Raw genomic sequence first — 24,809 nt, forward strand, 5'->3', positions numbered from 1 at the left:
CCGGCCGGACAGGCGCTAGAGGGCGAGGGTCTGCCAGCCGCGGGTGATCTGCTCGTGGACGGCGGTCGGGTCCGGTGCCGTCGGCTGGGCTGCCGCGAGTGCGGCCAGCAGGGCGGTGCCGTCGGCGGGGCGGGCGGCCGGGTCGGTGGAGAGGGCGCGGCGGATGACGGCGGCCAGGGTCGGGTCGAGGGCCTGGACCGCCGCGAGTGCGGTGGGTTCGGGTCCGGTGTCGACGATCCGGCGGATCACCGCTCCGGTGTTGGTCGCGGCGAACGGGCTGGTCCCGTGGGCCGCGCAGACCACGCAGCACGCCCAGGCCCAGATGTCGGCGGCCGGGCCGACCCGCTCGTCGCCGAACTGCTCCGGCGCCATGTAGGTCAGGGTGCCGGGGCCGCCGCCGGTGGCGGTCAGCCGGGTGCCGTCGACGATCGCGGCGATGCCGAAGTCCAGCAGACGCGGGCCGGCGGTGGTCAGCATGATGTTGGCGGGCTTGAGGTCCCGGTGGACCAGTCCGAGGCGGTGCACCCCGGACAGGGCGACCGCCAGTGCCAGCGCGAGGGCGCGCAGTGCCTCGGCGGAGCGGATCGGGCCCTGCTCGCGCAGGTGGGCGTCCAGCGGGCGGCCGTCCAGCAGTTCCATGGCCAGGTAGGGGCGTCCGGCGTCCACCCCGGTGTCCAGCACCCGGGCGGTGTAGGCGCCGGGGACCATCGCCAGCACCTCGGACTCGCGCTGGAATCGGCGCAACAGGTCTGCGTCGTCGAGGAGTTCGAGGTTGATGGTCTTCAGCGCGACCTGGGTGGCGGAGCCCTGACGGCGGGCGAGGTAGACCGTGCCCATGCCGCCGGAGCCGATCCGGCCGAGGAGTTGGTAACCGCCGATCGTGCGGGGCTCGTGGGCGCTGAGCGGCTGGCCGACGGGCGGGGCGGGCGGGACCTGCGTGGGGACGTACGGCGCCTGCGGCGGCAGTTGGGGCGGCACGGTGGACGCGTACGGGTTCTGCGGCGCCTGCGGCGGCACGGTCGGCGCGTACGGGTTCGGCGCGTACGGGTTCGGCGTGTACGGGTTCTGGGCGGCCAGCGCCGCCTGGAACGCCTGCGCCGCCTCACCCGCCCCGGCATCCGCCGCAGCGGCGCCCACCGGCTTGGGCCTGCGGCTCACCAGGACGGCGACGAGTTGGTAGAACGTCGCGGCGACGATCAGCGCGACCGGGAGGAGGAGCAGTCCGAGCGCCGCACGGAGGACGAGCAGGCCGATGACCCGGAGCCGGGTCCCGCTGGACGTCCAGACCTCCCGGGGCAGGCCGACGGTCAGCAGGTTGCGCTGGGTCAGGTAGCAGAACAGCAGCCAGAGCAGCAGGCAGACCACGAAGACACTGATGTACTCGGTCCGGGCCAGGCTCAGGGCCGTGTGCGTCGGGTAGGCGATGTACCTGGCGTTGGCGGGGTCGAAGGACTGCTGCAGCACTCTGGAGTCGAAACCCCCCAGGACGTTGGCGGACACGAAGACCAGGAGCCCCACCGCGCCCAGCAGGCCCACCGCCAACTCGCCGACGGTCGCACCGGTGCCGCCCGGCGCACCGGCGGTCGCATCGGCGCCGGTCGCCGCCAGGGCCCGCCGCCGGGTGGCCGTCTGCGAGCGCACCAGCACCGGCAGGGTCGCCAGCCGGAGCAGCAACGCCGCACCGATCGTCATCAGTACGGCCACGTCCAACGTGCTCAGCATGATTCCCCCTGGCTGATCGAGCACACGGAGTATAGGCGGCGGCCCGTCAGGCGTCCCCACCCAGCAGCGAGGTGAGGTAGCGGTCGATCTCCTCGCGCAGCTCCTCCGGCATCGGCACGTGCCAGTGCCCGCTGCCGGCCGTCGCGTTGAACAGCACGCCGTCGCACCAGCGGATCAGCCGACGGGCGTCGCGCTCCGGGTCGGCGGAGCCGGCCCGGGCGAGCAGGTCGGCGGCGAGGTCGGCGAAGCGTGCCCCCAAACGGTCGTAGACGGCGCGCAGTTCGGGCCTGCGGGTGGCCTCCAGGGCGAGTTCCAGGCGGGCCAGGGTGAGCCGGCGGCCGCTGGTGAGCGCCTGGAAGAGCGCCTCGGCGGTGATCCCGGCCAGGAGTTCGCGCGGCGGGACGACGGAGGGCGACCGGCCGCCCTCGGCGAACACCGGGTAGTCGGCGGTCTCCCGTTCGACGATCCGGGTGAGCACCAGCTCCAGCAGGGCGGCCCTGGTCCGGGCCAGGTTGGAGGTCGAGCCGGCCGGCAGGCCGGACGCGTCGTCCACGGCGCGGTGGGTGAGGCCGCGCAGGCCGGCGTCGGCGATCAGGTCGATGGCGGCGTCGGCGATCAGGGTCGGGCGCGGGGGCGTCATGGGTCCGATCATGGCCTTTCCCTTCGGGCTCCCCCAACTCACTACAGTCGTAGTTTACGGGAAACTACATGTGTAGTACGGTGCTGGAACATCGGCCACTACACCCGTAGTGAGCAGCGCGTTGCCAGCTCGTGCGAGAACAGGAGCCCCACATGGGCCTGCACCAGGCGATCGTCATCGGCGGCGGCATCGGCGGCCTGACCGCCGCCCTCGCCCTCCATCGACAGGGCGTCCCCGTCACCGTCCACGAACGCGCCGCCTCCCTGGAACCCGTCGGCGCCGGACTCGCCCTCGCCCCCAACGCGCTGCGCGCCCTCGACCGGCTCGGCGTCGGCCCCCGACTGCGCGCCCTCGCCGCCCCGCACCCCGCCATCGGCGTACGCCACCCCTCCGGCCGCTGGCTCGCCCGGACCAGCACCGCCGCCGTCGAGGCCCACTTCGGCGACCCGGTCGCCGCCGTCGCCCGCGCCGAGGTCATCGCCGCCCTGGTGGACGCCCTGCCGGAGGGCACCGTCCGCACCGACTCCCCCGCCACCGTCGTCGACCCGGGCGGCACCCGGCACCCCGCCGTCGTCCACACCGGCGACGGGGACCGGCCCGCCGGGCTCGTCGTCGCCGCCGACGGCATCCACTCCGCCACCCGCGGCCTGCTCTTCCCCCGCCACCCCGGCCCGCGCTACAGCGGCTTCACCACCTGGCGCGCGATCGTCACCCCGGCCCGCCGCCCGGCCGCCGCCGGCGAGGTCTGGGGCCGCGGCCGGCTCGCCGGGATCGTCCCGCTCGCCGACGGCCGGGTCTACGTCTACGGCGCGGCCCTCGCCCCGGCCGGCGCCCGGGCGGCCGACGAACAGGCCGAACTCCAGCGCCTGTTCGGCGACTGGTGCGCACCCGTCCCCCAGCTGTTCGCCCTCGCCGAGCCCGACCGGGTGCTCCGCAACGACGTCCGGGAACTCGCCGACCCGCTGCCCGCGTACCACCACGGCCGGGTCGCCCTGCTCGGCGACGCCGCCCACGCCATGTGCCCCTTCCTCGGCCAGGGCGCCTGCCAGGCCGTCGAGGACGCCCTCGTGCTGGCCGCCCCGCTCGCCCCCGCCGCCGACCTCGCCACCGCCCTCCCCGCCTACACCGCCGCCCGGCTCCCCCGCACCACCGCCGTCGTCACCGCCTCCCGCCGCACCGGCAAGCTGGTCGCCCTCCGCACACCCGCCGCCACCCTGCTCCGCACCACCGCCCTCACCCTGGCCGGCCTCCTCCCCACCCGCGCCCTGCTGAGCCGCTCCGCGGGCATCTACGACTGGCAGCCGCCGGAGTTGACCGGCGGGGCGTGAACGGGGGAACCGGCCGCCACCCTGAACAGCACCGGGAGCCAGGGGTGTTGGAGGATGATCGAATGCGATCCCCGAGCCGCGAGTGGAGCCCTGACGACCTCACGGGCGGCCCTCTGGACGACATCCTGCGGGAGGCCCGTCGGACCGCTCCGGGCCTGCGGGTCCGGCGACCGACCGTGCCCCACCCCGGTGACGACGACAACGTGTACGTCCTGACGGTCGGGTCCTGGGAGGAGCGCGTCCAGCTCGACACGGGCCGGAACGGGGGCCCGACATTCGTCGTCGACGGTGTCGACGTGTCGCGAACCGTCGATCCGGCGGAGGCGCTCGCCGCCGTCCGCCGGGAGTTGGCGGCGGCCGTCCCCCCAGAGGACTGACACCCAGGTACTGAGCGCCTCGCGGGGAGCAGCCCGGGCAAGGCGGCCGGGCCGCAACAACAGGCCGACTGTCGGTGGCGGCTGGGAGGATGGCCGGCATGACGGACGGGCGGGGCAGCCGGGCGATCGGCGCGTACTGGGACGCGGCCGCGTCGAGCTTCGACGACGAGCCGGATCACGGGCTGCGGGCGGCCGGGACGCGGGAGGCCTGGGTGCGGCGGATCCGGGAGTGGTTGCCGGCGGGTCCGGTGGAGGTGCTCGATGTCGGCTGCGGGACGGGCTCGTTGGCGGAGCTGGTGGCGGCGGACGGGCACCGGGTGACCGGGGTGGACCTGGCCCCGCGGATGGTGGCGCGGGCCCGGGCGAAGCTGGCGGCCGCCGGGTTGCCGGGGCGGTTCCTGGTGGGCGACGCGGGCGCGCCGCCGGTCCGGGAGGGCAGCTTCGACGTGGTGCTCTGCCGGCATCTGGTCTGGACCCTGCCCGAGCCGGAGCGGGCGCTGGACGCCTGGGTGCGGCTGCTCCGGCCCGGCGGGCGGCTGGTGCTGGTCGAGGGGCGCTGGCGCGAGGCCGGCGGGCGGGCGGAGCCGTACGTCGCGGGTGCCGGGCGGCTGCCCTGGGACGGGGGCGTCGGTGCGGAGCAACTCGCCGCGGCGGTAAGGCCGTTGGTGGCGCGACTGCGGATCGTGCCGCTCAGCGGGGAGACGGAGCTGTGGGGCGGCCCGGTGACGGACGAGCGCTACGCCCTGGTCGCCGACCGGTAGCGGGGGTCAGGAGGCGCCGCCGAAGGTCCCGTTGAGCGGGTCGGCGCGGAAGCAGGCGACACAGCGGAGCCGGGTGTAGATCGCCACCGTGCCCATGCAGACGTCCTCGCGGCCGTCCAGCGGCGAGGTGGAGTCGGCCGGCCCCCCGCAGTCCAGGCAGCGCCGACGGGACCGGGCGGTGACCGAGCAGGCGCGGCAGACCAGGTGGGTCGGGTGTTCGGCGTGCACCACGACGGGCTGCGGGCCGCCGTACAGCAGGTGGTCGCACCAGGTGCAGGACTCGTCCTGCTGCGCGGCCAGCATCCGGTCCCGGGTGTCCCGTTGCCACTTGGCCGCGTTCTGCAGCGGCACCTTCACCGGCGGGCCCCAGCCGGCGGCGGCGAGCCACTGGGCGCCCTCGGCGCCCGCCGCCCGCAGCTGGTCGTCGACCGCGATGTCCCTGGGGGTCTTGCGCTTCATCGGCCCTCTCCTCCGGTGCGGTGGCCCACCGGGATAACGCGGCCGGACGGGCGGTGGACACGCGAACCACCCCACCGGGGCGCGGAGAGCGCCCGGACCGGTTCAGCCGAGCGGCTCGGTGTCGCCGTGGGCGAGGAGCAGTTTGCGCAGCAGGACGTCGAGTTGGGCGCGCTCGTCGGCGTCGAGGGCGGCGAGGATGGACTCCTCGTTCCGGATGTGGCCGGGCAGGGCGGCGTCGATCAGTTCCTTGCCGGCCGGGGTGAGGCGGACCAGGACGGCACGGCGGTCGGTCGGGCAGGGGTTGCGCTCGACCAGGCCCTTGGCGGAGAGCCTGTCGACCCGGTTGGTGATGGCGCCGGAGGTGACCATGGCGGACTTCAGCAGCGCCCGGGCGTTGAGTTCGTAGGGCTCGCCGGAGCGCCGCAGGGTGGCGAGGACGTCGAACTCGGAGGAGTCCAGGCCGCAGGTGAGGAAGTACTCGCGCAGGGCGTTGTCGACCCGGGCCTTCAGCCGCCGCAGCCGACCGATCAGGGCCATCGCCTCCAGCGGGAGGTCGGGGCGGTTCCTGGCCCACTGGTCGGCGATGTCGTCGACGGTGTCGCGCTGCTGCATGGCCTGCCATCTCCCTCGGACTCCGTGCGGCGACCGTCCGCCGCTCGTCGTTCGCCGGTCCCCGTCCACCGGTCGTAGATATCTTAACATTCACATACTTGACGTTCGCGGACCTCGGGGCGTAGAAATATCTCAACGTTCAGATAATCAACGTTGAGGGGATCGGGAACACCATGGACCGCAAGCGCGCAGGGATCGCCGCCGCCGCCGCACTCGCCCCGGCCGCCTGGGGCACCACCTACCTGGTCACCACCCAGCTGCTGCCCGAGGGCCGCCCGCTGCTGCTCGCCGCGCTGCGGGCGCTGCCCGCCGGGCTCCTGCTGCTGTTGATCGGCCGCAAGCTCCCCAGGGGGCGCTGGTGGGGGCGTGCGGCGGTGCTCGGGATGCTCAACATCGGGCTGTTCTTCCCGCTCACCTTCGTCGGCGCCTACCGCCTGCCCGGCGGCGTCGCGGCCACCATCGGGGCGATCCAGCCGCTGCTGGTCGCCGGACTCTCGATCGGCGTGCTCCGGGTCCGGCCCGGGCGACGGGCGCTGCTCGCGGGAGTGGTCGGGGTCGGCGGGGTGGCACTGCTGGTGCTCAAGAGCGGGGCCGCGCTGGACGGCGTCGGGATCGCCGCGATGGTCACCGCGATCGGACTGATGGCCACCGGCACCGTCCTCACCCGCCGCTGGGGCCGCCCGGAGGGCGCCACCATGGTCGACCTCACGGCATGGCAGCTGCTGGCCGGCTCGGTCCTCCTGGTCCCGCTCGCGGCCCTGGTCGAGGGCGCGCCGCCGGCCCTGAGCACGGCCAACCTGGCGGGCTTCGCCTACCTCGGCCTGTTCAGCACCGCGGTCGGGTACGTCCTGTGGTTCCGCGGCATCGAGCGGCTGGGCGCCGGGCCGGCGTCCTTCCTGGGGCTGATCAACCCGGTGGTGGCCACGGTCGGCGGACTGGTCGTCCTCGGCCAGACCCTCACCGCGTGGCAGGTGCTCGGCCTGGTGCTGGCCCTCGGGGCGATGCTCATCGGCCAGGCCCCGGCCCGCGGGACGGCCACGGCCACCGCCGCGGCGGCGGGCCAGGCGGCCGCGGGCGAGGCGGCTGAGGTCGAGACGACTGCGGCACACACGCCCGTACGACAGACGGCGGCCGCCCGCTGACGGCCCCGCCCCGGACCGGCACCCCGCACCCCGCACCCCCGCCCCGCCCGGCCGCTGCCCGGCGGGGCGGGTCAGCCGGTGGCGCGGATGTAGATGTCGGCGGCGCCCGGGAGGCCGCCGGGGACGGTGGCGACATAGATCCGACGGGCGGTCGGGGCGTGGGTGGGGACGGCGGACGGGGTCGCGGTCGGGGTGGGGGTCCAGGTCGGGGTCGGGGTCCTGGTCGGGGTGGGGCTCGGGTCGGGCGTGCCGTCCTCCGGATCCCCGTCGCCGGTCGCGTCCGGGCTCTCGGCGACGTCCGGGGCGATGTCCGGGGCGGCGTCGGTCGGCGGCGGTTCGGCCGCGACGACGGCCGGCTCGGGGGTGGGCGTCGCGGTGGGCGGCACGGTGGACGTCGCGGTGGGCGTCTCGGAGGCCGGCGCCTCCGGGAGCTCCGGGGCCTCCGCCGGCTCGTCACCGCCGAGGGCGGCGGCGAGGTCCGGCGGCAGCGGGGCGGCCGGACCGGGCTCGGGGAGGTCGTAGGTGCGCAGGAACTCGCCGAGGCCGGGCTCCTTGCCGCCGCCGAGGCGGTAGTGCAGGTAGGCGACGGGCGCGCCGTCCGAGGTCCGGGTGTAGACGGCGCCGACCGGGACGTAGTAGCGACCGGCACCGGGGTGCTGGGAGGGGTGCAGGCCGGCCAGGCGCTCGGCGCGGTCCCGGTCGGTGTCCCGGCCGACCCGGCCGATGGTGAGCGCATTGACGCCGCGCACCACCAGGGCGGCGCCGGCGGACACGCACAGCACCAGTCCGACGGCGACGGTGCGCCGCAGGACCGGCCGGCCGTGCAGGGCCGGCCAGGAATCGGTGACCATGCGCTCGGGCGGGATGCCGTCCACGGTTTGCTCGCTCCCCCGTTTCGCTCAGGACGTCCGATCGAGACGATTGTCCCGGACCGCAGTCCCGGACAAACGTCTCGGACAGATGTCTCGGACGATCGTCCGTCCGGAACGATCGTCCGACACCTGCGATCAGGACGTCACACTCTGCTCGACGTGGGACCGTAGCGGAGAGTTCCTCAGCCCAGGTAGGCGGGGGCGACGGCGGCCTTGGTGACCAGCCGTGGAGCGCCGGAGCCGTCGGCCGGGACGGTCCACAGGTCGGCGCCGTAGTCCCCGGGCAGGGCGTAGAGCAGCGCGCCGCCGTCGGACCAGAGGGCCTGGTCGTCGATGTTGCGCTGCTCGGCGGTGGCGGTCTCCGTCCCGCTCGCCAGGTCGAGCACGTACAGCCGCCACGGGGAGTCGGCGGGCAGGCCGGGGACGCGCTTCTTGTACGCGATGCGGGTGCCGTCCGGGGAGAGCGAGGGGCATTCGACGTTGTCGTGCAGCGTGGTGAGGGTGCGGGCGGCGAGGTCGCCGCGGACCAGGTGGGTCTGCCCGGAGCTGGCCAGGGTGGCGTAGAAGGTGTTGTCGTCCGCGAAGGTGACGCCCCAGATGTTGATGTCGTGCGCCTGGTACGGGTGGCCGTCCTTGACGACCGCGAAGTCCTCCAGGTTCTCCCGCAGGTTCCAGTCCCGCACGTCCACGATCGAGGTGCGGGTGGAGAAGTTGGTGCCCGCGTAGGAGTCGCCGCTGACGAAGACCGTCCAGGCGGCGAGGTGCCCGGACGGGGAGACCCGGGCCCGGGTGGGGATGCCGGCGGCAGGGAAGGCGCGCCGTTCGTGCAGGTGGTCGTCGAGGACGACGGCGCGGTAGGTGTCGTCCAGCGCGCCGTGCTGGGCCTGGAGGCAGATGCCGGTGCCGGCGGCGGCGTGGAAGCGCAGGCACTGGGTGCCGGAGGCGGTGCGCGGGCCGTCCGGCCGGTCGGCCGGGACGGTGGTGATCTCGTCCCGGTGCGGCCCCCAGGCCATGTTGCGGAACAGCAACTGCCGCCCGTTCGACGGGACGTCGAGGGAGACCGGCCCCGGGCTGACGGGCGGCCCGCCGGCCTGGGTGCGGCCGCGTTCGGCGGTGCGGTCGGCCGCGTAGAGGACGGCGCCGGTGCCGACCGCGCCGAGCACCAGGACGGCGAGCAGCAGCACGATCACCCGGCTGCGGTTGCTCTGCAGGTTCACCAGATTTCTCCCAGGAAGCCCCGGCCTTCAGGTCGGGGAGGAATGGGTCCTTGGCTCGGAGTCGCGAAGCGGCGGAGTCCTCTGCGCATCCGCTCTGTCCTCTCTCGTTGTCGGTGGGGTCCGGTAGGTTCCGGGTTGTGACGACGCGACAGGTTGCGGAGGAAGCCGGGCACGCCCGGTACACCTACCGCCTGCGCGTGTCGAAGACGGCGTGCGCGCTGCTGGAGGCGGAGTGGGGCCGGTGCCGGTGGCTGTGGAACGAGTGCGTCCACATGTCCCGCAGGACACACCTCGCCAACCGGTCCGGCGCGACGCGTACCTGCGGGCCGGCCGACCTCGACAAGCTCCTGACCGAGGCCCGCGGTGCGACGGCGTGGCTGCGTGAAGGCGCGTCGGTTCCGCAACAGCAGACCATCCGGGACTTCGCCAAGTCCCGGGCGAAGGCCCTCAAGGACATCAAGACGAAGCCGCCGCGGCGTCAGCGCGCCGGGATGCCGAAGCCGAAGAGGAAGCGGGACTCCCGGCTCAGCCTGAACTACACCCGGCGTGGTTTCCGGATCAGAGACGGCCGGCTGCATCTCGCGAGCGGCATCGCCGTGACGGTGGTGTGGTCGCGTGACCTTCCGTGCGGCCCTTCGTCGGTGCGCGTGTACCAGGACTCCCTCGGGCACTGGTACTGCTCGTTCGTCGTCGCGGTCGGCGTCCAGCCGCTGCCGCGGACCGGTGCGGTGATCGGCATCGACTGGGGCGTGAGGGAGATCGCGACCACCACCTCCGATGCCCACGACCTGCCCCACCCCCAGCACGGGAAGAGCGCCGCGCAAAGGCTCGCGCACTACCAGAGGCAGATGGCCCGGCGCGGGCAGCCGAAAGGGAAGGCCCAGACGAAGGGTTACCGGAAGGCCCGGCGGCAGGCTGCGAAGGTCCACCGGAAGATCGCCGACCAGCGGACCGACACCGCCCGCAAGTGGGCCAAGCAGGTCGTCCGGGACCATGACGCCCTCGCGGTGGAGGACTTCCGGCCGAAGTTCCTGGCGAAGACCACCATGGCCCGCAAGGCCGCCGACGCGGCGATAGGGGCCGCGAAGACGGCCCTGATCGAGCAGGCCCGCAAGCACGGGCGGACCGTGTATCTCGTCAACCCCGCGCACACCACGATGGACTGCGCGCACTGCGGTGTGAGAGCCAAGCACCGTCTCCTCCTCTCCGAGAGGACCTATTCGTGCACCGGGTGCGGAGTCTCGTCCCCCAGGGACAAGAACTCCGCCGCCGTGATGCTCGTCCGGGCTGGTCTCAACCCGGCTGGTGTTGATCGTGGAAGTCCGCACCGTCCGACGGACGCTGCGGCAGCGTGAGCCAGGAATCCCCGCCCTTCAGGGCGGGGAGGATGTCAAGGACTCTCCAGGTTCACGGGCACATCGGGCTCACGGACACGCGGATACGTCGGGCTCACGGGCGCGTCGGGCTCAAGAGCGGTTCTGGACGGGATCGGGTTCGGCGACCGGCCCGGACGTCCGCAGCACCACCGCCGCGCCGGCCACGCACAGCGCCAGCGCACCCGCCGACCAGGCCAGCGCGGTCGAGCCGCCCACCACGCTCCACAGCGCACCGAACAGCAGCGAGCAGGCGAACCGGGCCAGGGCCTGCCCGGTGCCGACCAGGGCGAGCCCGGCGCCGCGCTGCTCGACCGGCACCGTGTCGGCCGCCGCGGCGGCGAGCACCCCGTCGGTGGCGGCGTAGAACGAGCCGTGCAGCACCAGCACGCAGACCACCGCCGGTAGCCCGCGCAACGGCGAGAGCAGCAGCCCGTACGCCAGCAGCAACACCCCGTGCCCGAGCAGGAAGAGCCGGCGGCGCCCGACCCGGTCGGCCAGCGAGCCGAGCGGCACGGCGAGCAGCAGGAAGGCGGCGGCCGTACCGAGCGGCAGCAGCGGGAACAGGTTGACGGACAGGCCGAGTCGGCGCTGGATCAACAGGTAGAGGAAGGAGTCGCTGACGGTGGTGAGACCGAGCAGCACGGCGCACAGGGCGAGCCGGCGCAGCCCGGGCAGCCGGAGCAGGGTGAGGCTGCTCCGCAGCGTCGGCGCAGTGGTTGACGATGTGTCGGCACTCAGCCGGTTCGGCACGAAGAGCAGCAGGATCAGCACGCCCAGCACCGCGACGCAGGCGCTGACGGTGAACACCGCGTCGTAGCCGTGCCGTTCGCCGCCGTCGGCGAGCATCGGCCCGCCGGCCAGCCGCAGCACCAGGAAGGCGGTGAGCGGGCCGAGCAGCGCGCCGGCCGTGTCCATCGCCCGGTGCACGCCGAACGCCCGGCCGCGGTGGGCGGGTTCGGTGGCCAGCGAGATCATCGCGTCCCGGGGTGCGGTGCGCAGGCCCTTGCCGGTGCGGTCGGCGGCGATGACGGCGCCGATCAGCGGCACGGTGTGGACGAACAGCAGCAGTGGCCGGCACAGCGCGGACAGCCCGTACCCGACGGCCGCGACCGTCTTGTGGCGGGCGGCCCCGTCGCGGCCGCGGCGGTCGGCGAGGTAGCCGCCGGCCAGCTGGACCAGGGCGCTGAAGCCGTTCTGGATGCCGTCGAGCAGACCGAAGCCGAGCGGGGAGAGGCCGAGTCCGGTGAGCAGGTAGAGCGGCAGGACGGCGTTGACCATCTCGGAGGAGATGTCGGTGACCATGCTCACGGCGCCGAGGGCGAGGACCGCCCCCGGCACGGAGCGCAGGGCGGCGCCCCGCCGCACCGGGCCGGTGGCCGGTGCGACGGGGGCCTTCGAGCTGCGGGAGTCCGCGACGTACACGGGCGTCAGTTCCAGATGCCGGTGATGTCGGAGGCGTTCGCGGAGTTGCCGGCGTGGGCGTTGACGCCCGCCAGGTCCTCCAGCGTGTGCAGCACGTCGTAGTGGTTGTAGGTGGTGGCGGTGGAGCTGCCGGGGGCGACGTGGGCGCCGTAGACCATGGTCGGGATGCGGTTGCCCGAGAGCTTGTTGTCCTCGTCGAAGGTCACGACCAGCAGGCTGTTGTGGCTCTTGGCCCACTGGGCGTAGCCGTCGAGGTTGCTCTGCAGCCAGGAGTCGCCGGTGCTCACGGAACAGTCGTGCATGTCGTCGCACAGGTCGGGGACGACGAAGGAGACCTTGGGCAGGGTGGTGTAGTCGGTCGGGAAGGCGTCCATGCCGTAGGCGCTGGAGGTGGGCACGTTGCCGAAGCCGAACCACGGGTTGTGCTTCTGGGCGTAGTTGCCGCTGCTGCAGTCGGTGGCGCCGACGCTCGGCAGGCCCTCGTTGTAGCTGGCCCAGGTCTGGTTGGCGGCGAGCAGCTCGGAGCCCAGGTTGGGCTGCTGGAGCGCGCCGACGTCCACGCAGCTGTCGTCCGTGACGCCCTGCGAGCTGCCGGAGAAGATCATGTAGTAGTTGGGCTGGCTGGGGTGGGTGAGCGCGAACGACTGGGTCAGCGTCGCGCCGCCGGCGGCCAGGGTGTTGTTGAAGTACGGCGCATCGGAGCTGCCGATGACCTGCGAGTACGCGTGGTTCTCCATCATCACGACGATGATGTGGTCGGGCGAGGGCAGGCCGGCCGCGGTGTCGGCGGCCGCGTCGCCGCTCGCGGCCCACAGGCCGAGCGAGCCGGCGACCAGGCCGAGGCCGGCGGCGAGGGCGGTGATCGGGCGGAGCTTGCGACCACGGGCGGGGCGCGGGTCGGTGGTGGGGGCGGCGGTGGGGGTGCCGTGTTTGCGGAGTCGTGCGAAGGCCATGGGGTCCTCCGGTTGTCGGGGCTCCCAGGACGGGAGCGCCGAGAACAGTAGGATCGCGGCAGTGTCGTGTACCGCACAAGAGAAGTGAAGAACAGGCGAACAGCTGCGAGGCCGTGCCCGTACGGAGCGACCGGACACGAAGGGACCTGCGACGGAGGTCCCGCCCGGCGCCGCACCCGGCGCCTCGGCGGAGGTCGTACCCGGCACCGCGCCGGAGGTCGTACCCGGCACCGCGCCGGGCCCGGCGGCGGAGGTCACACCCGCCGCGATTGACCCCTTTCGGCCGCCCGTGGTGGGATCACGGGGGCCCACGAACGCAGGGCCGGGGACGGCAAGGAGTGCGGGACGTGATCGGACTGGTCGCCATCCACGGGCCGGGCCGCCCGCTGGCCGACGAGTTGCAGGCCCGCTGGCCGGAGAGCAGCCACGTCTACCGGGCCTCGCTCGGCAACTGCTTCCAGGCGCCGGAGGCCATGCAGTTCGCACTCGACCGCCACCGGCAGGTGATCGCCGTCGGCTCGCTCGCCACCGTCGTCGGACTGCTGACCGGCGGGCTCGTCGCCCGCCCGCGCGACACCGAGGTGCTCTGCCTGGACCCGGGGCGACGCTGGATCATCCCGCTGGCCCACACGGACTCGGCCGAGGAGCTGGCCCACGAGGTGGCCGCCGCCCTCGGCGTCACCCCGGTGCTCACCGGCCCGCTGCCCGCCCCCGAGGACCCGCTGGCCGTCCTGACGCCGCACGCCGTCCGCTACCGGCGGGGCGGTGGCGCAGCCGCCGGGCAGGCGGCCGCCGACGGCCGGCCGGTCCGGCTGGTCGCCGAGGTGCCGTACCCGCTGCCCGCACTGCCCCCGAACGTCCGGCCGGACGCGCCCGAGGACGCCCCGGTGCTGCGGATCACCGACCGGGAGGACCCGGACGGCAGCGACCTGCTGGTCGTCCCGCGCACCCTGGTGGTCGGCATCGGCGCCGGCAGCGCCGCCGAACCGGCCGACGCCATGCGGCTGTTGACGGAGGTACTCAAGGAGACCGGCCTTCTGCGCCCGGCGATCGCCCGGGTGGCCACCGTGGCGGGCAAGGGCGACCACCCGGCGGTGCGCTGGGCCGCCCGCTGCCTGAACGTGCCGGTCGACGAACACCCGGCGGAGGAGCTGGCCCGACTCACCGTGCCGAACCCGTCCGAGGCCGTCGGGACGGCGGTCGGCACCGCGAGCGTCGCCGAGGCGGCGGCGCTGGCGAGCGCGCGCGGCGGTGAACTCGTCGTCCCCAAGCGGAAGTCGGCGACGGCCACGGTGGCGATCGCCCGGGCCGCGGTGCGCGGGCGGCTGGCCCTGGTCGGCCTCGGCCCGGGCGACCACGACCTGCTCGTCCCGCGCGCGCTGACCGAACTGCGGCGCGCCTCCGTGGTGGTGGGCCGGCCGGCGGCGGTCGAGGCGGTGGCCGGACTGCTCCGGCCGGGCACCCGACGGGTCGCGGTGCCCGAACCCGGGTCGGTCCGGAACACCCGCGGCGAGGTGCTGGACCGGGCCGGGGTGGCGACGGACGGCGCCGGCGAGGTGGTCGACCACCTCGGGGCGGCCGTCACACTGGCCGCACACGGGCATGCGGTCGCCCTGGTCGCGCTCGGCGACGGCGCGGGGCTCACCGTCCCGCCCGGGGCGTACGAGCTCCACCGGGTCCCCGGCCTGCCCGAGACCCCGAAGCCCCCAGGCCCGCCCGAACCACCCGGCCCGCCCGAGACCCCCGATGCCCCCGACTTCCCCACGGACGGAGCCCACGCATGACGGCCCACGAGCCCGACCTGCGCCACCACGGCGACGCCGAGGTGCGGGCGGACGGCCGCGACCTGGTCGACCTCGCCGTCAACGTCCGCACCGGCACGCCCCCGCCCTGGCTGCGCGAGCACCTGGCCGCCACCCTGGGCACCCTCGCCGCCTACCCCGACCAGTCCGCCGCCCGCGCCGCGGTGGCCGCCCGGCACGGGCGCCCGGTCGAGGAGGTGCTGCTCACCTCCGGGGCGGCGGAGGCCTTCGTACTGCTCGCCCGCGTGCTGACGGCTCGTCATATCGTCCTCGTCCACCCGCAGTTCACCGAGCCCGAGGCCGCCCTGCGGGACGCCGGACACCGGGTGCACCGGGTCCTGCTCTCCCCCGAGGACGGCTTCCGGCTGGCCGCCGTCCCCGCCGAGGCGGACCTGGTGGTGCTCGGCAACCCGACCAACCCGACCTCCGTCCTGCACCCCGCCGAGGCCGTCGCCGCACTCGCCCGCCCCGGGCGCACCCTGGTGGTGGACGAGGCCTTCATGGACACCGTGCCGGGCGAGCGGGAGTCCCTCGCGGCCGTCCGGGACCTGCCCGGGCAGGTCGTCGTCCTGCGCAGCCTCACCAAGACCTGGGGCCTGGCCGGGCTGCGGATCGGCTATGTGCTCGGCCCGGCGCCGCTGATCGCCGCCCTGGGCGCCGCACAGCCGCTCTGGCCGGTCTCCACCCCGGCGCTGGCCGCCGCCGAGATCTGCAGCGGCCCGGCGGCGCTGGCCGAGGCGGACCGGGCGGCCGCCGAACTCACCCTGTGGCGCGACTGCCTGGTGAAGGGCCTGGCCGCCTTCCCCGCCCTGCGGATCCACGGCGAGCCGGCCGCCTCCTTCGTCCTGGTCCGGCTGCCGGGCGCGGCGGCGGTCCGCGAGCGGCTGCGCGAGCACGGCTTCGCCGTCCGGCGCGGGGACACCTTCCCCGGTCTCGGCGAGGACTGGCTGCGGATCGCCGTCCGGGACGAGGGGACCACCGACCGCTTCCTCGCCGCCCTGCAGCAGGTGCTGGGTCCGGCCTGAGCCGGGCCACCCCGCCACCTCGCCCTCAGCCCTCAGCCCTCAGCCCCCAGCCCCCAGCCCTCAGCCCTCAGCCCTCAGCCCGGCCCGAGCCTGACCGCGTCACCGGCCCCGACCCGGCCCGGCGCCAGCACCTGCGCGTACACCCCCGTGCAGGGCAGCGCGGGCATGCCCTCCAGCGGGACCAGCCGGTTGCGCTCGGCCGGGACCCGCAGCGCCTCCGGCCGTCGGGGCAGCGGGCCGTGCCGCAGGGTGGGGACGGCGCAGCGCGGGGTGGGCGCCACGATGCGCAGCCGCAGCGTCTCCCCGATCGCCAACTCCCGCCCCACCCAAGCGTTCTCGACGAAGCCCTCGCCCTCGGTGCGGATCACCAGGTTCGGCCGGTAGCGCTCCGCGTCGACGCCCACCGCCGCCAGCGTGGAGCTGGTGATCAGGTGCAGCGGGGCGAAGTCGAAGAAGCCGCCCGCCTCGGCGGCACGCCCCAACTCCGAGAGCGTCACCGGGACTTCCGCCTCGATCCCGTGCGCCAGCACCTCCTCCGGGACGGCCCGCTCGACCGTCGCGCCGGGTGGGCGCTCGGCGATCAGGGTGAGCTTGCGACCGAACGTCTCGGACAGCTCCGCCTCGTCGACGGAACACCCGTCCGGGCCGGTGATCGCCACCCGGCCGTCCGCCGCGGTGGCCGCCGAGTAGTCCAGCAGCCCGGCCCAGCGGCGGGGGTTCTTGGCACTGGCCACCCGGCCGCTCGCCACGTCCAGCAGCGCCCGGCCGCGGTCCCCGGCGAGCCCCCGGCCGTCCACCGTCACCGCCGACAGCTCCTCGCCCAGCAGCGACTTGACCGGATAGCGGCGCAGCCGCTCGACCCGCCCGACCGGCTCCCCGCTCAGCACGGCGACTCCTCCGCCCACTCCCGCAGCGCCGCGAAGTGCAACTCCCGCAGGCCGGCCCGGGGGTCGACCCAGAGCGGCAGCGCCTCCCCCGGATGGTTGGCCGCGATCCACTCGATGTCCGCCGGCCCGAGCTCGTCGTCCAGCCAGACGAACGGCCGCCCGGCCGCCCACGCCACCACATCCCTGGTCTTCCAGTACAGCCCGCCCGCGTCCTCGCCGAACAGGTTCGTCCAGCGGATGTACGGCAGTTCGGGCAGGCCGAGGCGCGGACCGATGAAGGTGTTCGCCTCGTCCATCCAGGTGGTCGCCCACACCAGCTCGTACGGCAGCGACAGCAGCTCCGGCCCGTGCCCCGGGTTCAGCCACACCCGCAGCGGCTCCACCTCCGCCCGCGGCAGCGGCGCGTGCCGGGCCACCCAGGACTCGGGCAACAGCCGGTGGGTGCCGTAGCCCTCGGGGCAGTCGGTGTCCTGGGCGGCGTAGGGGTTGAGCGGCCCGTCCACGTCGAGCAGCAGCAACGGCCGCCCGGTCACGCGGCGGCCGCCCAGTCCCGCAGGGTCGCGAAGTCCTCGGCGAGCAGGCCGATCCGGGGATTGACGTGCAGCGTGAGCGCCGGGGCCGGGTGGTGGGCGGAGATCCAGGCGGCGTCCTGCGGGCCGAGTTCGTCGTCCACCCAGACGAACGGCCGCCCGGCCGCCCAGGCCACCACGTCCCTGGTCTTCCAGTGCAGCCCCTCCGGGTCCTCGGCGAACAGCTCCGTCCACGGGATGTACGGCAGTTCGGGGAGCCCGAGGTTGGGGCCGATGAGCACGTTGGCCTCGTCCATCCAGGTGGTCGCCCACACCAGCTGGTACGGCAGCGACAGCAGCTCCGGCCCGTGCCCCGGGTTCAGCCACACCCGCAGCGGCTTCGCCTTGCCCTCGGCCTGCCGGGTCTGCCGCCGGGCCCACCAGCTGGGCATCAGGTCGTGGCTGTCGTAGCCGGCCGGCCGCCGCAGCCGGGGCGCGGCATAGGGGTTGAGCGGTCCGTCCACGTCGAGCAGGAGCAGGGGCTGCTGGGTCATGTCGTGAATTCTCCGGTGGCCGTGCGGAATTGACCAGCGGTTTGCAGGCGTCGTCACCGTTCCCGACCGACATCGTTCCCGACCGACGCCGTTCCCGACCGGCACCGGTCACGGTCGGCACCGGTCACGGTCCGTGCCGGTCACGGTCGGCGCCACAGGCCGCGGTCGGCCAGCAGCGGCAGGACGCCCTCCCCGAACCAGTACGCCTCCTCCAGGTGGGGCATGCCCGACAGCACGAACTCGTCGATCCCCAGCTCGTGGTACTCGGTGACCAGGTCCGCGACCTCCCGGTGGCTGCCCACCAGCGCCGTCCCCGCGCCGCCGCGCAGCAGCCCGATCCCGGCCCAGAGCCCCGGGTACACCTCCAGGCGCTCCGACGAGCCGCCGTGCAGCGCGAGCATCCGCCGCTGCCCCTCCGACTCGCTCTCGGCCAGGGCCCGCTGGGTCTCCCGGACCCGGCTCGGGTCCATCCCGGCGAGCAGCCGCTCGGTCTCCGCCCAGGCCTGGGCGGAGGTGTCCCGGGTGATCACGTGCAGCCGGATCCCGAACCGCACCGACCGTCCCCGGGCGGCGGCCAGCTCACGGATCCAGCCGATCTTGTCCCGCACCTGGCCGGGCGGCTCGCCCCAGGTCAGGTAGACGTCCGCGTGCCGGGCCGCGACGTCCCCGGCCGCCGGGGAGGAGCCGCCGAAGTAGACCGGCGGCACCGGATCGGGCAGCCGGTTCAACCTCGCCCGCTCGACCCGCAGATGGAGGCCGTCGTGGTCGACCGTCTCCCCCGCCCAGAGCCGCCGGGTGATCTCCAGGAACTCCCCGGTGCGCGCGTAGCGGGCGTCCTTGTCCAGGAAATCCCCGTACGCCCGTTGCTCCGCCGACTCGCCGCCGGTCACCACGTTGAGCAACAGCCGCCCGCCGGACTGCCGTTGGTAGGTCGCCGCCATCTGCGCCGCCAGCGTCGGGCTGATCTGCCCGGGCCGGAACGCCACCAGGTACTTCAGCCGCTCGGTCACCTGGGTCAGCATCGCCGTGGTCAGCCAGGCGTCCTCGCACCACGCCCCGGTCGGCGTCAGCACCCCCTCGAAGCCCAACTGCTCGGCGCTGCGGGCGACCTGGCCCAGATAGGCGATGCTCGGCGGCCGGTCGGAGCCGGCCGTCCCGGGCGTCGAACCGTGCCCGCCGCCGACGATGCCCCGGCTGTCGCCGTTGGTGGGGAGGAACCAGTGGAAGGTGAGAGCCATGAACGGACACACTCCTGCGGCCGGTACTGCCTGACGTCGGTGGTGTTTCGGAGAACCCGCGAACTCACCGACGACGACAGCCGGCCGCCCACACCCGCGCCAGGTCCACGTACAGACGGCGCACGAGGAGGGGGCGGCCCGGAGTGGTCATGGACCGATTCTCCGGGACTCCCCCTCCTCGTTCAAGAGGCGTCCGGCCGCTCCGGGCGGCCATCACCGGTAGCAACGGGACTTCCTGGCCGCCGAGTTCAACCGTCCACCCACCGTCCGCCCCAGTGCCGCACGCACGGCCGCCGGGCCTCCCCTCCAGGTGGAGGGGAGGCCCGGCGGGGCGCTCAGGAGGGCGCGGGGATCAGACCTGGCCGGCCTTCTCCAGGGCCTCGCAGCAGGTGTTGATCAGCAGGCGGGTGACCACGTAGGGGTCGACGTTGGCGTTCGGGCGGCGGTCCTCGATGTAGCCCTTCTGCTCCACCTCGACCTGCCACGGGATGCGGACCGAGGCACCGCGGTTGGAGACGCCGTAGCTGTAGACGTTCCACGGGGCGGTCTCGTGCTTGCCGGTCAGACGGGACTCGATGTCGGCACCGTACTGGGTGACGTGCTCCATCACGATGTCCTGGGAGGCGCCGAGCGACTCGCAGGCGGTGATGATGGCGTCGTAGCCCTCGCGCATCGCCTTGGTGGAGAAGTTGGTGTGGGCACCCGCGCCGTTCCAGTCGCCACGGGCCGGCTTGGCGTCCAGGGTGGCGTCGATGCCGAACTCCTCGGCGGTGCGGTAGAGCAGGTAGCGGGCGATCCACAGGTCGTCCGAGACGGTCAGCGCGTCGACCGGGCCGATCTGGAACTCCCACTGGCCGGGCATGACCTCGGCGTTGATGCCGCAGATGGCCAGGCCGGCGTCGATGCAGCGGTCCAGGTGCAGCTCGACGATCTCGCGGCCGAAGACCTCCTCGGCGCCGACGCCGCAGTAGTAGCCGCCCTGCGGGGCCGGGAAGCCGCCCTCCGGGAAGCCGAGCGGGCGGGAGCCCTTGAAGAAGGTGTACTCCTGCTCGATGCCGAAGATCGACTCCTGCGCGGTGTACTTCTCCTCGACCTCGCGCAGCAGGGCGCGGGTGTTGGACTCGTGCGGGGTGCCGTTCGTCTCCAGGACCTCGCACAGGACGAGGATGTTGTCGCCACCGCGGATCGGGTCCTTGACGACCTTCACCGGCTCCAGCACGCGGTCCGAGGCGTGGCCCTCGGCCTGGTTGGTCGAGGAACCGTCGAAGCCCCAGGTCGGGATCTTGTCGGCGTTGGGCAGGACGCGAGTCTTGGAACGGAGCTTCGCGGTCGGCTTGGTGCCGTCGATCCAGATGTACTCGGCCTTGATTGCCACGACGTGTCCCTCGCATTGCTGGGTGGTGGGTGCCCGCGTAGCGTCGCAAGTCGCCGTTTCCCGGTTGTTCCTCTCGTGTAACGCGCATGTGAACCAACCGTCCGCATCGACACGGTCACGGTGCGGGAGTGCCAGGCGTGGCACTCCCGCCGCCCGGAGTGACCAAAAGATGAGGAACGGCCGACAGGTGGTCGACGGGCGGCCCGGGGCGCGGCCGGTCAGCCGCGGCGGGCGTGCGCGGACCGGCGGCGCCGGGTGGCCCACAGGGCGGCCGCACCGCCCGCGACCAGGGCGGCCGCACCGGCGGCGAGCGGGCCGGTGGCGCTGCTGCCACCGGTGGTGGCGAGCCGCTCCGGCTGCCCGGTCGGCTTCTCCACCGCCGCCTGCGGCACCGCGGCCCGCGAGGTACTGGTGTCGACCACCGGCTGGGCGGTGGGCACGCCGGTCGGCGCGGCACTCGGGGTGTCCGTGGGGGTGGACGGTACGGGCTTCTCGCAGCTCACCGAGGCGACGGTGATCTTTCCGGTGACCTTGGCGACGTTCAGGTTCAGCGGGTTCACCTCCACCTGCACCTCCAGGGCCGAGGCGGCGGCGGTGGTCGTGGTGGTGGTCTTCTTGGAGAACTCCACCGACACGCTGCCGACCAGCGGCACGTCCACCTTGGTCGGGCCGTAGAGCCCGACGGTGACGGGCTTGCCCAGCACGGTGAGCTTGGCGGGCGCGACCACGTCCGCGGTCGGCTGCCCGTCGACCGGGCAGGTGGCCTCGGCGCTCATCGCCTCCAGGCCGAGCAGCGCGGTGGCGGGCAGGCCGGGGGCGTGCACATCGGCGTTGACCAGCTTGACGGAGGCGGTGGCGCCCTTGGCGTCGACCCGGGTGACGGACTTGCCGATGTCGGCCTTGACCAGTTCGACCGGGGCGGCCTGGTCGACCCCCGCCACCTTGGCGGTCAGCACGGAACCGTCGCGCTGCGCCGGGGACTCCACCTTGTTGAGCGCGATGTCCACCGGGACGGCCACGGAGTTGTTCAACAGCTTGACGTCCAGGGCGACTTCGGCGGTCACGGCGCGCGCCTTGCCCGGCGACGCGGTCGGCGCGGAGGACGGCGCGGAGGCCGGCACCGGCGCCGCCTGGACGGGCCCGGCGGCGAGCGCGGTACTCGCCACCACGACGACGGCAGCGGAAACGATTCGGCGAGAAGACAAGGCGGTACCCCCACACAGATGAAATGGTGAGCCGCCAGTCTTCTCGAACGATCTGTCACATGAGCAGCACGGAACGTCATTTCACCCGTTGGGGTGAGTTTGGCGCTCCGCCCTGACGTGACTCTGCTACGGCAAGCCCGACTCCGTTACGGCAGCCGCCAGTCCACCGGCTGCGCCCCCTGCCGCACCAGCAGCTCGTTGGCCCGGCTGAACGGCCGCGAACCGAAGAAGCCGCGGTCCGCCGACATCGGGCTCGGGTGCACCGACTCGACCGTCGGGATGGTGCCCAGCAGCGGGCGCAGGTTGCGGGCGTCGCTGCCCCAGAGGATCGCCACCATCGGGCCGCCGCGCGCCACCAGCGCCCGGATCGCCTGCTCGGTGACCGCCTCCCAGCCCTTGCCCTTGTGGGCCCGGGGGTTGCGCGGCTGCGTGGTCAGCGCCCGGTTCAGCAGCAGGACGCCCTGCTGCGTCCAGGGCGTGAGGTCGCCGTTGGACGGCTGCGGCAGACCGAGGTCGGTGCCGTACTCCCGGAAGATGTTGATCAGGCTCGCCGGGATCGGCCGGACCTCGGGCGCCACCGAGAAGCTCAGGCCGACGGCGTGGCCGGGGGTCGGGTACGGGTCCTGCCCGACGATCAGGACCCGGACGTCGGCGATCGGCTGCTGGAACGCCCGCAGCACGTTCGGCCCGGACGGCAGGTAGGTGCGGCCGGCCGCAATTTCGGCGCGCAGGAAGTCGCCCATCGCGGCGATCTGCCCGGCGACGGGTTCCAGGGCGGTGGCCCAACCGGGCTCGACGATCTCATTCAGTGGACGCGGTGCCATGGGCGTCACCCTATCGGCCCATACCGACAGAGCGTCACCGCAAACGATCACCCCACCGGCCGCCCCGCCGGCCGGCCCCGCACCGCCCCCGCGTCACCCCACCGGCCGCCCCCGCAGCACCACCAGCAGCGGGTCCGCGAGCACCCGGACGTCCGCCCGCGGGTCCTCCCGGTACACCACGAAGTCGGCCGGCGCACCCTCCTCCAGCCCGGGCCGCCCGAGCCAGGCCCGCGCCCCCCAACTCGCCGCCGACAGCGCCTCCGCCGGGCTCAGCCCCGCCTTCACCAGCTCCGCCACCTCGTCCGCGACCAGCCCGTGCGCGAGCGAGCCGCCCGCGTCCGTACCGACGAACACCGGGATCCCGGCGTCGTGCGCGGCCCCCACGGTGTCGTACCGGCGCTCGTGCAGCCGCCGCATGTGCGCCGCCCAGGCCGGGAACTTGGACTCCCCGCCGGCCGCGAGGTCCGGGAAGGTGGCGATGTTGACCAGCGTCGGGACGATGGCCACCCCGCGCTCGGCGAAGGCCGGGATCAGCTCCTCGGTCAGTCCGGTGGCGTGCTCGACGCAGTCGATGCCGGCCGCCAGCAGGTCCGGCAGCGACTCCGCGGCGAAGCAGTGCGCGGTGACCCGCGCGCCCTCCTCGTGCGCCGCCGCGATCGCCTCGGCCAGCGCGTCGCCGGGCCAGCAGGCGGCGAGGTCGCCGCGGTCGCGGTCGATCCAGTCGCCGACCAGCTTCACCCAGCCGTCGCCGCGCCGGGCCTCGGCCCGGACGTACGCGGCGAGGTCGCCGGGCTCGATCTCGTGGGCGTAGTTGCGGATGTAGCGGCGGGTGCGGGCGATGTGCCGCCCGGCCCGGATGATCCGGGGCAGGTCCTCGCGCTCGTCGATCCAGCGGGTGTCGGCGGCCGAACCGGCGTCGCGGATCAGCAGGGTGCCGGCGTCACGGTCGGTGAGGGCCTGCTTCTCGCTGGTCTCGGCGTCCACGGCGCCGTGCGCGTCCAGGCCGACGTGGCAGTGCGCGTCCACCAGGCCGGGCAGCACCCAGCCGGTCACCGTCCGGACGTCCCCGGCGGTCGGCGGGCGGGAGAAGCTCACCGTGCCGTCCACCACCCAGAGTTCGTCCCGGACCTCGTCCGGACCGACCAGCACCCGACCCCGCACGTGCAGCACCGCGCCATCGCTCATGGCCGCACTCTACCGACGCGACCGTGACCTGTAAGCAGTGAAAATGCGGCACACTCGTTCCGGCACCCACCGATCCGTACCCGGCCCGCACCCGAAAGGTTCTGCACCGTGAGCCCCTTCCTCGACCTCCCCCCGCTCAGCGCCGCCGGGTTCGCGGCGATCGAGGACCAGGTGGCCGCGCTGCTGCACACCGACGCCGACGTCATCGTCACCCAGGGCGAGGCGCTGCTCCCGCTGGAGGCCGCGATCCGCGGCGCCGCCCACCCCGGCTCCACCGCCCTCAACATCGTCACCGGCCCGTACGGGCAGACCTTCGGCAACTGGCTGCGCTCCTGCGGCGCGACGGTGGTCGACCTGGCCGTGCCCTTCGACAGCGCGGTCGGCGCCGAGCAGGTCGCCGAGGCCCTCGCCCGCCACCCGGAGATCGACTTCGTCTCCCTGGTGCACGCCGAGGCCGCCACCGGCAACACCAACCCGGTCGCGGAGATCGCCGCCGTGGTGCGCGCGCACGGCGCCCTGCTGATGCTCGACGCGGTCGCCTCGGTCGCCGCCGAGCCGCTGCTCACCGACGAGTGGGGCATCGACCTGTGCGTCATCGGCGGCCAGAAGGCGATGGGCGGCCCGGCCGGGGTCTCCGCCGTCTCCGTCTCCGAGCGCGCCTGGGAGCGGATCGCCGCCAACCCGGCCGCGCCGCGCCGCTCCTACCTGTCGCTGCTCGACTGGAAGGAGCGCTGGACGGACGCCGGCCGCGCCGTACTCCCGCACGCCCCGGCCCAGTTGGAGATGCTCGCGCTCGGCGCCTGCCTGGACCGGATCACCGCCGACGGCCTGCCCAGCGTGATCGCCCGCCACCGCGCCGCCTCCGCCGCCACCCGGGCCGGCGCCCGGGCGCTCGGCACGCTCAGCCCGTTCGTCCACCAGGACGCCCACGCGGCCCCGGTCGCCACCACCCTGCGCACCGCGGCCGGCCTGCACGCCGCCGAACTCGCGGCCGGCCTCGACCCGGCGCTGCCGGTCCAGCCGGGCGGCGGGGCGCTGGCCGCCGAGATGCTCCGGGTGAACCACTACGGCCGGGCGGCCTCGCTGGACACCGTCCTCGCCTGCCTGACCGCCCTGGCCGGCGCGACCGGGGCGGATGCCGCACCGGCCCTGGCCGCCGCCGAGGCCGCCTGGACCGCGACCGCCGGGGTGTAGTCCGCCACCGCCTCGCCCACCGAACAACACCCCACCGGGCAACACCCCGCCGAACGACGCCCCGCCGGACCACCGCCCGGCGGGGCGGAGCGCTGTCCCGGGGCCGGGCACTGCACAAAACGGAACTCCG

General features: G+C 74.3%; 24 protein-coding genes. 8 read left to right on the forward strand and 16 right to left on the reverse strand.

Annotated elements, in window-relative coordinates; genetic code table 11:
* Positions 1-15: 15 nt before the first annotated feature.
* On the reverse strand, positions 16-1,722 hold the full coding sequence (locus ABTZ03_RS05780) for a serine/threonine-protein kinase (RefSeq protein WP_350511594.1): 1,707 nt from the start codon (positions 1,720-1,722) through the stop codon (positions 16-18).
* Between the two features lie 46 nt (positions 1,723-1,768).
* The gene (locus tag ABTZ03_RS05785) at positions 1,769-2,362 is read right to left on the reverse strand and encodes a TetR/AcrR family transcriptional regulator (protein ID WP_350511595.1); all 594 of its coding nucleotides are present in this window, start codon (positions 2,360-2,362) and stop codon (positions 1,769-1,771) included.
* 152 nt (positions 2,363-2,514) lie between these two features.
* Between ABTZ03_RS05785 and ABTZ03_RS05790 the strand changes: the two genes are divergently transcribed.
* From ABTZ03_RS05790 to ABTZ03_RS05800, 3 genes are all read left to right on the forward strand, one after another.
* Positions 2,515-3,690, forward strand: coding sequence for an FAD-dependent monooxygenase (locus tag ABTZ03_RS05790; RefSeq protein ID WP_350511596.1), 1,176 nt, complete (start codon positions 2,515-2,517; stop codon positions 3,688-3,690).
* A gap of 62 nt (positions 3,691-3,752) precedes the next feature.
* Complete coding sequence (locus tag ABTZ03_RS05795) at positions 3,753-4,067, forward strand: hypothetical protein (RefSeq protein ID WP_350511597.1); 315 nt, start codon at positions 3,753-3,755, stop codon at positions 4,065-4,067.
* A gap of 98 nt (positions 4,068-4,165) precedes the next feature.
* Entirely contained in the window at positions 4,166-4,828 is a 663-nt protein-coding gene (locus ABTZ03_RS05800) for a class I SAM-dependent methyltransferase (RefSeq protein WP_350511598.1), read from the forward strand.
* A 6-nt stretch (positions 4,829-4,834) separates the two neighbouring features.
* On the opposite strand, the gene ABTZ03_RS05805 is transcribed toward ABTZ03_RS05800, so the two are convergent.
* Together ABTZ03_RS05805 and ABTZ03_RS05810 are read right to left on the reverse strand one after the other, a co-directional pair.
* The gene (locus ABTZ03_RS05805; RefSeq protein ID WP_350511599.1) at positions 4,835-5,287 is read right to left on the reverse strand and encodes a hypothetical protein; all 453 of its coding nucleotides are present in this window, start codon (positions 5,285-5,287) and stop codon (positions 4,835-4,837) included.
* A gap of 102 nt (positions 5,288-5,389) precedes the next feature.
* On the reverse strand, positions 5,390-5,899 hold the full coding sequence (locus ABTZ03_RS05810) for a MarR family winged helix-turn-helix transcriptional regulator (protein ID WP_350511600.1): 510 nt from the start codon (positions 5,897-5,899) through the stop codon (positions 5,390-5,392).
* Between the two features lie 173 nt (positions 5,900-6,072).
* Here ABTZ03_RS05810 and ABTZ03_RS05815 point away from each other — a divergent pair, with 173 nt between their 5' ends.
* Positions 6,073-7,041, forward strand: a complete 969-nt coding sequence (locus tag ABTZ03_RS05815; RefSeq protein WP_350511601.1) for an EamA family transporter — start codon at positions 6,073-6,075, stop codon at positions 7,039-7,041.
* A gap of 71 nt (positions 7,042-7,112) precedes the next feature.
* Here ABTZ03_RS05815 and ABTZ03_RS05820 read toward each other — a convergent pair whose 3' ends face one another.
* Together ABTZ03_RS05820 and ABTZ03_RS05825 are read right to left on the reverse strand one after the other, a co-directional pair.
* A complete protein-coding gene (locus ABTZ03_RS05820; RefSeq protein ID WP_350511602.1) occupies positions 7,113-7,916 on the reverse strand; it encodes a hypothetical protein in 804 nt (267 codons plus the stop codon).
* 179 nt (positions 7,917-8,095) lie between these two features.
* A complete protein-coding gene (locus ABTZ03_RS05825) occupies positions 8,096-9,133 on the reverse strand; it encodes a TolB-like translocation protein (RefSeq protein ID WP_502894398.1) in 1,038 nt (345 codons plus the stop codon).
* 134 nt (positions 9,134-9,267) lie between these two features.
* On the opposite strand from ABTZ03_RS05825, the gene ABTZ03_RS05830 reads away from it, so the two are divergent.
* Positions 9,268-10,485: an RNA-guided endonuclease InsQ/TnpB family protein gene (locus ABTZ03_RS05830; protein WP_350511604.1), complete on the forward strand. Its 1,218-nt coding sequence runs from the start codon at positions 9,268-9,270 to the stop codon at positions 10,483-10,485.
* Between the two features lie 111 nt (positions 10,486-10,596).
* Here ABTZ03_RS05830 and ABTZ03_RS05835 read toward each other — a convergent pair whose 3' ends face one another.
* Together ABTZ03_RS05835 and ABTZ03_RS05840 are read right to left on the reverse strand one after the other, a co-directional pair.
* Complete coding sequence (locus ABTZ03_RS05835) at positions 10,597-11,928, reverse strand: MFS transporter (protein WP_350511605.1); 1,332 nt, start codon at positions 11,926-11,928, stop codon at positions 10,597-10,599.
* Between the two features lie 5 nt (positions 11,929-11,933).
* On the reverse strand, positions 11,934-12,881 hold the full coding sequence (locus ABTZ03_RS05840) for an alkaline phosphatase family protein (protein ID WP_350511606.1): 948 nt from the start codon (positions 12,879-12,881) through the stop codon (positions 11,934-11,936).
* Between the two features lie 347 nt (positions 12,882-13,228).
* On the opposite strand from ABTZ03_RS05840, the gene ABTZ03_RS05845 reads away from it, so the two are divergent.
* Positions 13,229-14,665: a cobalamin biosynthesis protein gene (locus tag ABTZ03_RS05845; protein ID WP_350511607.1), complete on the forward strand. Its 1,437-nt coding sequence runs from the start codon at positions 13,229-13,231 to the stop codon at positions 14,663-14,665.
* Entirely contained in the window at positions 14,662-15,708 is a 1,047-nt protein-coding gene (gene cobC, locus ABTZ03_RS05850; RefSeq protein WP_350511608.1) for an Rv2231c family histidinol phosphate aminotransferase CobC, read from the forward strand. The genes ABTZ03_RS05845 and cobC overlap by 4 nt, the downstream gene beginning before the upstream one ends.
* Before the next feature lie 74 nt (positions 15,709-15,782).
* Here the strand turns inward: cobC and ABTZ03_RS05855 are convergent, their stop codons facing one another.
* The 8 genes from ABTZ03_RS05855 to ABTZ03_RS05890 form a co-directional block, all read right to left on the reverse strand.
* On the reverse strand, positions 15,783-16,595 hold the full coding sequence (locus ABTZ03_RS05855) for an MOSC domain-containing protein (RefSeq protein ID WP_350511609.1): 813 nt from the start codon (positions 16,593-16,595) through the stop codon (positions 15,783-15,785).
* Positions 16,589-17,128: a hypothetical protein gene (locus ABTZ03_RS05860; RefSeq protein ID WP_350511610.1), complete on the reverse strand. Its 540-nt coding sequence runs from the start codon at positions 17,126-17,128 to the stop codon at positions 16,589-16,591. The genes ABTZ03_RS05855 and ABTZ03_RS05860 overlap by 7 nt, the downstream gene beginning before the upstream one ends.
* The gene (locus ABTZ03_RS05865) at positions 17,125-17,658 is read right to left on the reverse strand and encodes a hypothetical protein (protein WP_350511611.1); all 534 of its coding nucleotides are present in this window, start codon (positions 17,656-17,658) and stop codon (positions 17,125-17,127) included. The genes ABTZ03_RS05860 and ABTZ03_RS05865 overlap by 4 nt, the downstream gene beginning before the upstream one ends.
* 140 nt (positions 17,659-17,798) lie before the next feature.
* Positions 17,799-18,896: an LLM class flavin-dependent oxidoreductase gene (locus ABTZ03_RS05870; RefSeq protein ID WP_350511612.1), complete on the reverse strand. Its 1,098-nt coding sequence runs from the start codon at positions 18,894-18,896 to the stop codon at positions 17,799-17,801.
* Between the two features lie 352 nt (positions 18,897-19,248).
* Positions 19,249-20,271: a glutamine synthetase GlnII gene (gene glnII / locus ABTZ03_RS05875; protein ID WP_350511613.1), complete on the reverse strand. Its 1,023-nt coding sequence runs from the start codon at positions 20,269-20,271 to the stop codon at positions 19,249-19,251.
* Between the two features lie 218 nt (positions 20,272-20,489).
* The gene (locus ABTZ03_RS05880) at positions 20,490-21,437 is read right to left on the reverse strand and encodes an SCO1860 family LAETG-anchored protein (RefSeq protein ID WP_350511614.1); all 948 of its coding nucleotides are present in this window, start codon (positions 21,435-21,437) and stop codon (positions 20,490-20,492) included.
* Between the two features lie 185 nt (positions 21,438-21,622).
* Positions 21,623-22,300: a uracil-DNA glycosylase gene (locus tag ABTZ03_RS05885; RefSeq protein WP_350511615.1), complete on the reverse strand. Its 678-nt coding sequence runs from the start codon at positions 22,298-22,300 to the stop codon at positions 21,623-21,625.
* A 93-nt stretch (positions 22,301-22,393) separates the two neighbouring features.
* Positions 22,394-23,485: an amidohydrolase family protein gene (locus ABTZ03_RS05890; RefSeq protein ID WP_350511616.1), complete on the reverse strand. Its 1,092-nt coding sequence runs from the start codon at positions 23,483-23,485 to the stop codon at positions 22,394-22,396.
* Positions 23,486-23,593: 108 nt separating this feature from the next.
* On the opposite strand from ABTZ03_RS05890, the gene ABTZ03_RS05895 reads away from it, so the two are divergent.
* Positions 23,594-24,679: a pyridoxal-phosphate-dependent aminotransferase family protein gene (locus ABTZ03_RS05895; RefSeq protein WP_350511617.1), complete on the forward strand. Its 1,086-nt coding sequence runs from the start codon at positions 23,594-23,596 to the stop codon at positions 24,677-24,679.
* Positions 24,680-24,809: the final 130 nt, after the last annotated feature.

This window comes from Kitasatospora sp. NPDC096077 (genome assembly GCF_040303245.1).
Classification (GTDB): Bacteria; Actinomycetota; Actinomycetes; order Streptomycetales; family Streptomycetaceae; genus Kitasatospora.

Coding starts and splice junctions, on each gene's coding strand:
- ABTZ03_RS05780 (WP_350511594.1), bottom strand. CDS start 1,722: ATGCTGAGCACGTTGGACGTGGCCGTACTGATGACGATCGGTGCGGCG.
- ABTZ03_RS05785 (WP_350511595.1), bottom strand. CDS start 2,362: ATGACGCCCCCGCGCCCGACCCTGATCGCCGACGCCGCCATCGACCTG.
- ABTZ03_RS05790 (WP_350511596.1), top strand. CDS start 2,515: ATGGGCCTGCACCAGGCGATCGTCATCGGCGGCGGCATCGGCGGCCTG.
- ABTZ03_RS05795 (WP_350511597.1), top strand. CDS start 3,753: ATGCGATCCCCGAGCCGCGAGTGGAGCCCTGACGACCTCACGGGCGGC.
- ABTZ03_RS05800 (WP_350511598.1), top strand. CDS start 4,166: ATGACGGACGGGCGGGGCAGCCGGGCGATCGGCGCGTACTGGGACGCG.
- ABTZ03_RS05805 (WP_350511599.1), bottom strand. CDS start 5,287: ATGAAGCGCAAGACCCCCAGGGACATCGCGGTCGACGACCAGCTGCGG.
- ABTZ03_RS05810 (WP_350511600.1), bottom strand. CDS start 5,899: ATGCAGCAGCGCGACACCGTCGACGACATCGCCGACCAGTGGGCCAGG.
- ABTZ03_RS05815 (WP_350511601.1), top strand. CDS start 6,073: ATGGACCGCAAGCGCGCAGGGATCGCCGCCGCCGCCGCACTCGCCCCG.
- ABTZ03_RS05840 (WP_350511606.1), bottom strand. CDS start 12,881: ATGGCCTTCGCACGACTCCGCAAACACGGCACCCCCACCGCCGCCCCC.
- cobC (WP_350511608.1), top strand. CDS start 14,662: ATGACGGCCCACGAGCCCGACCTGCGCCACCACGGCGACGCCGAGGTG.
- ABTZ03_RS05865 (WP_350511611.1), bottom strand. CDS start 17,658: ATGACCCAGCAGCCCCTGCTCCTGCTCGACGTGGACGGACCGCTCAAC.
- ABTZ03_RS05870 (WP_350511612.1), bottom strand. CDS start 18,896: ATGGCTCTCACCTTCCACTGGTTCCTCCCCACCAACGGCGACAGCCGG.
- ABTZ03_RS05885 (WP_350511615.1), bottom strand. CDS start 22,300: ATGGCACCGCGTCCACTGAATGAGATCGTCGAGCCCGGTTGGGCCACC.
- ABTZ03_RS05890 (WP_350511616.1), bottom strand. CDS start 23,485: ATGAGCGATGGCGCGGTGCTGCACGTGCGGGGTCGGGTGCTGGTCGGT.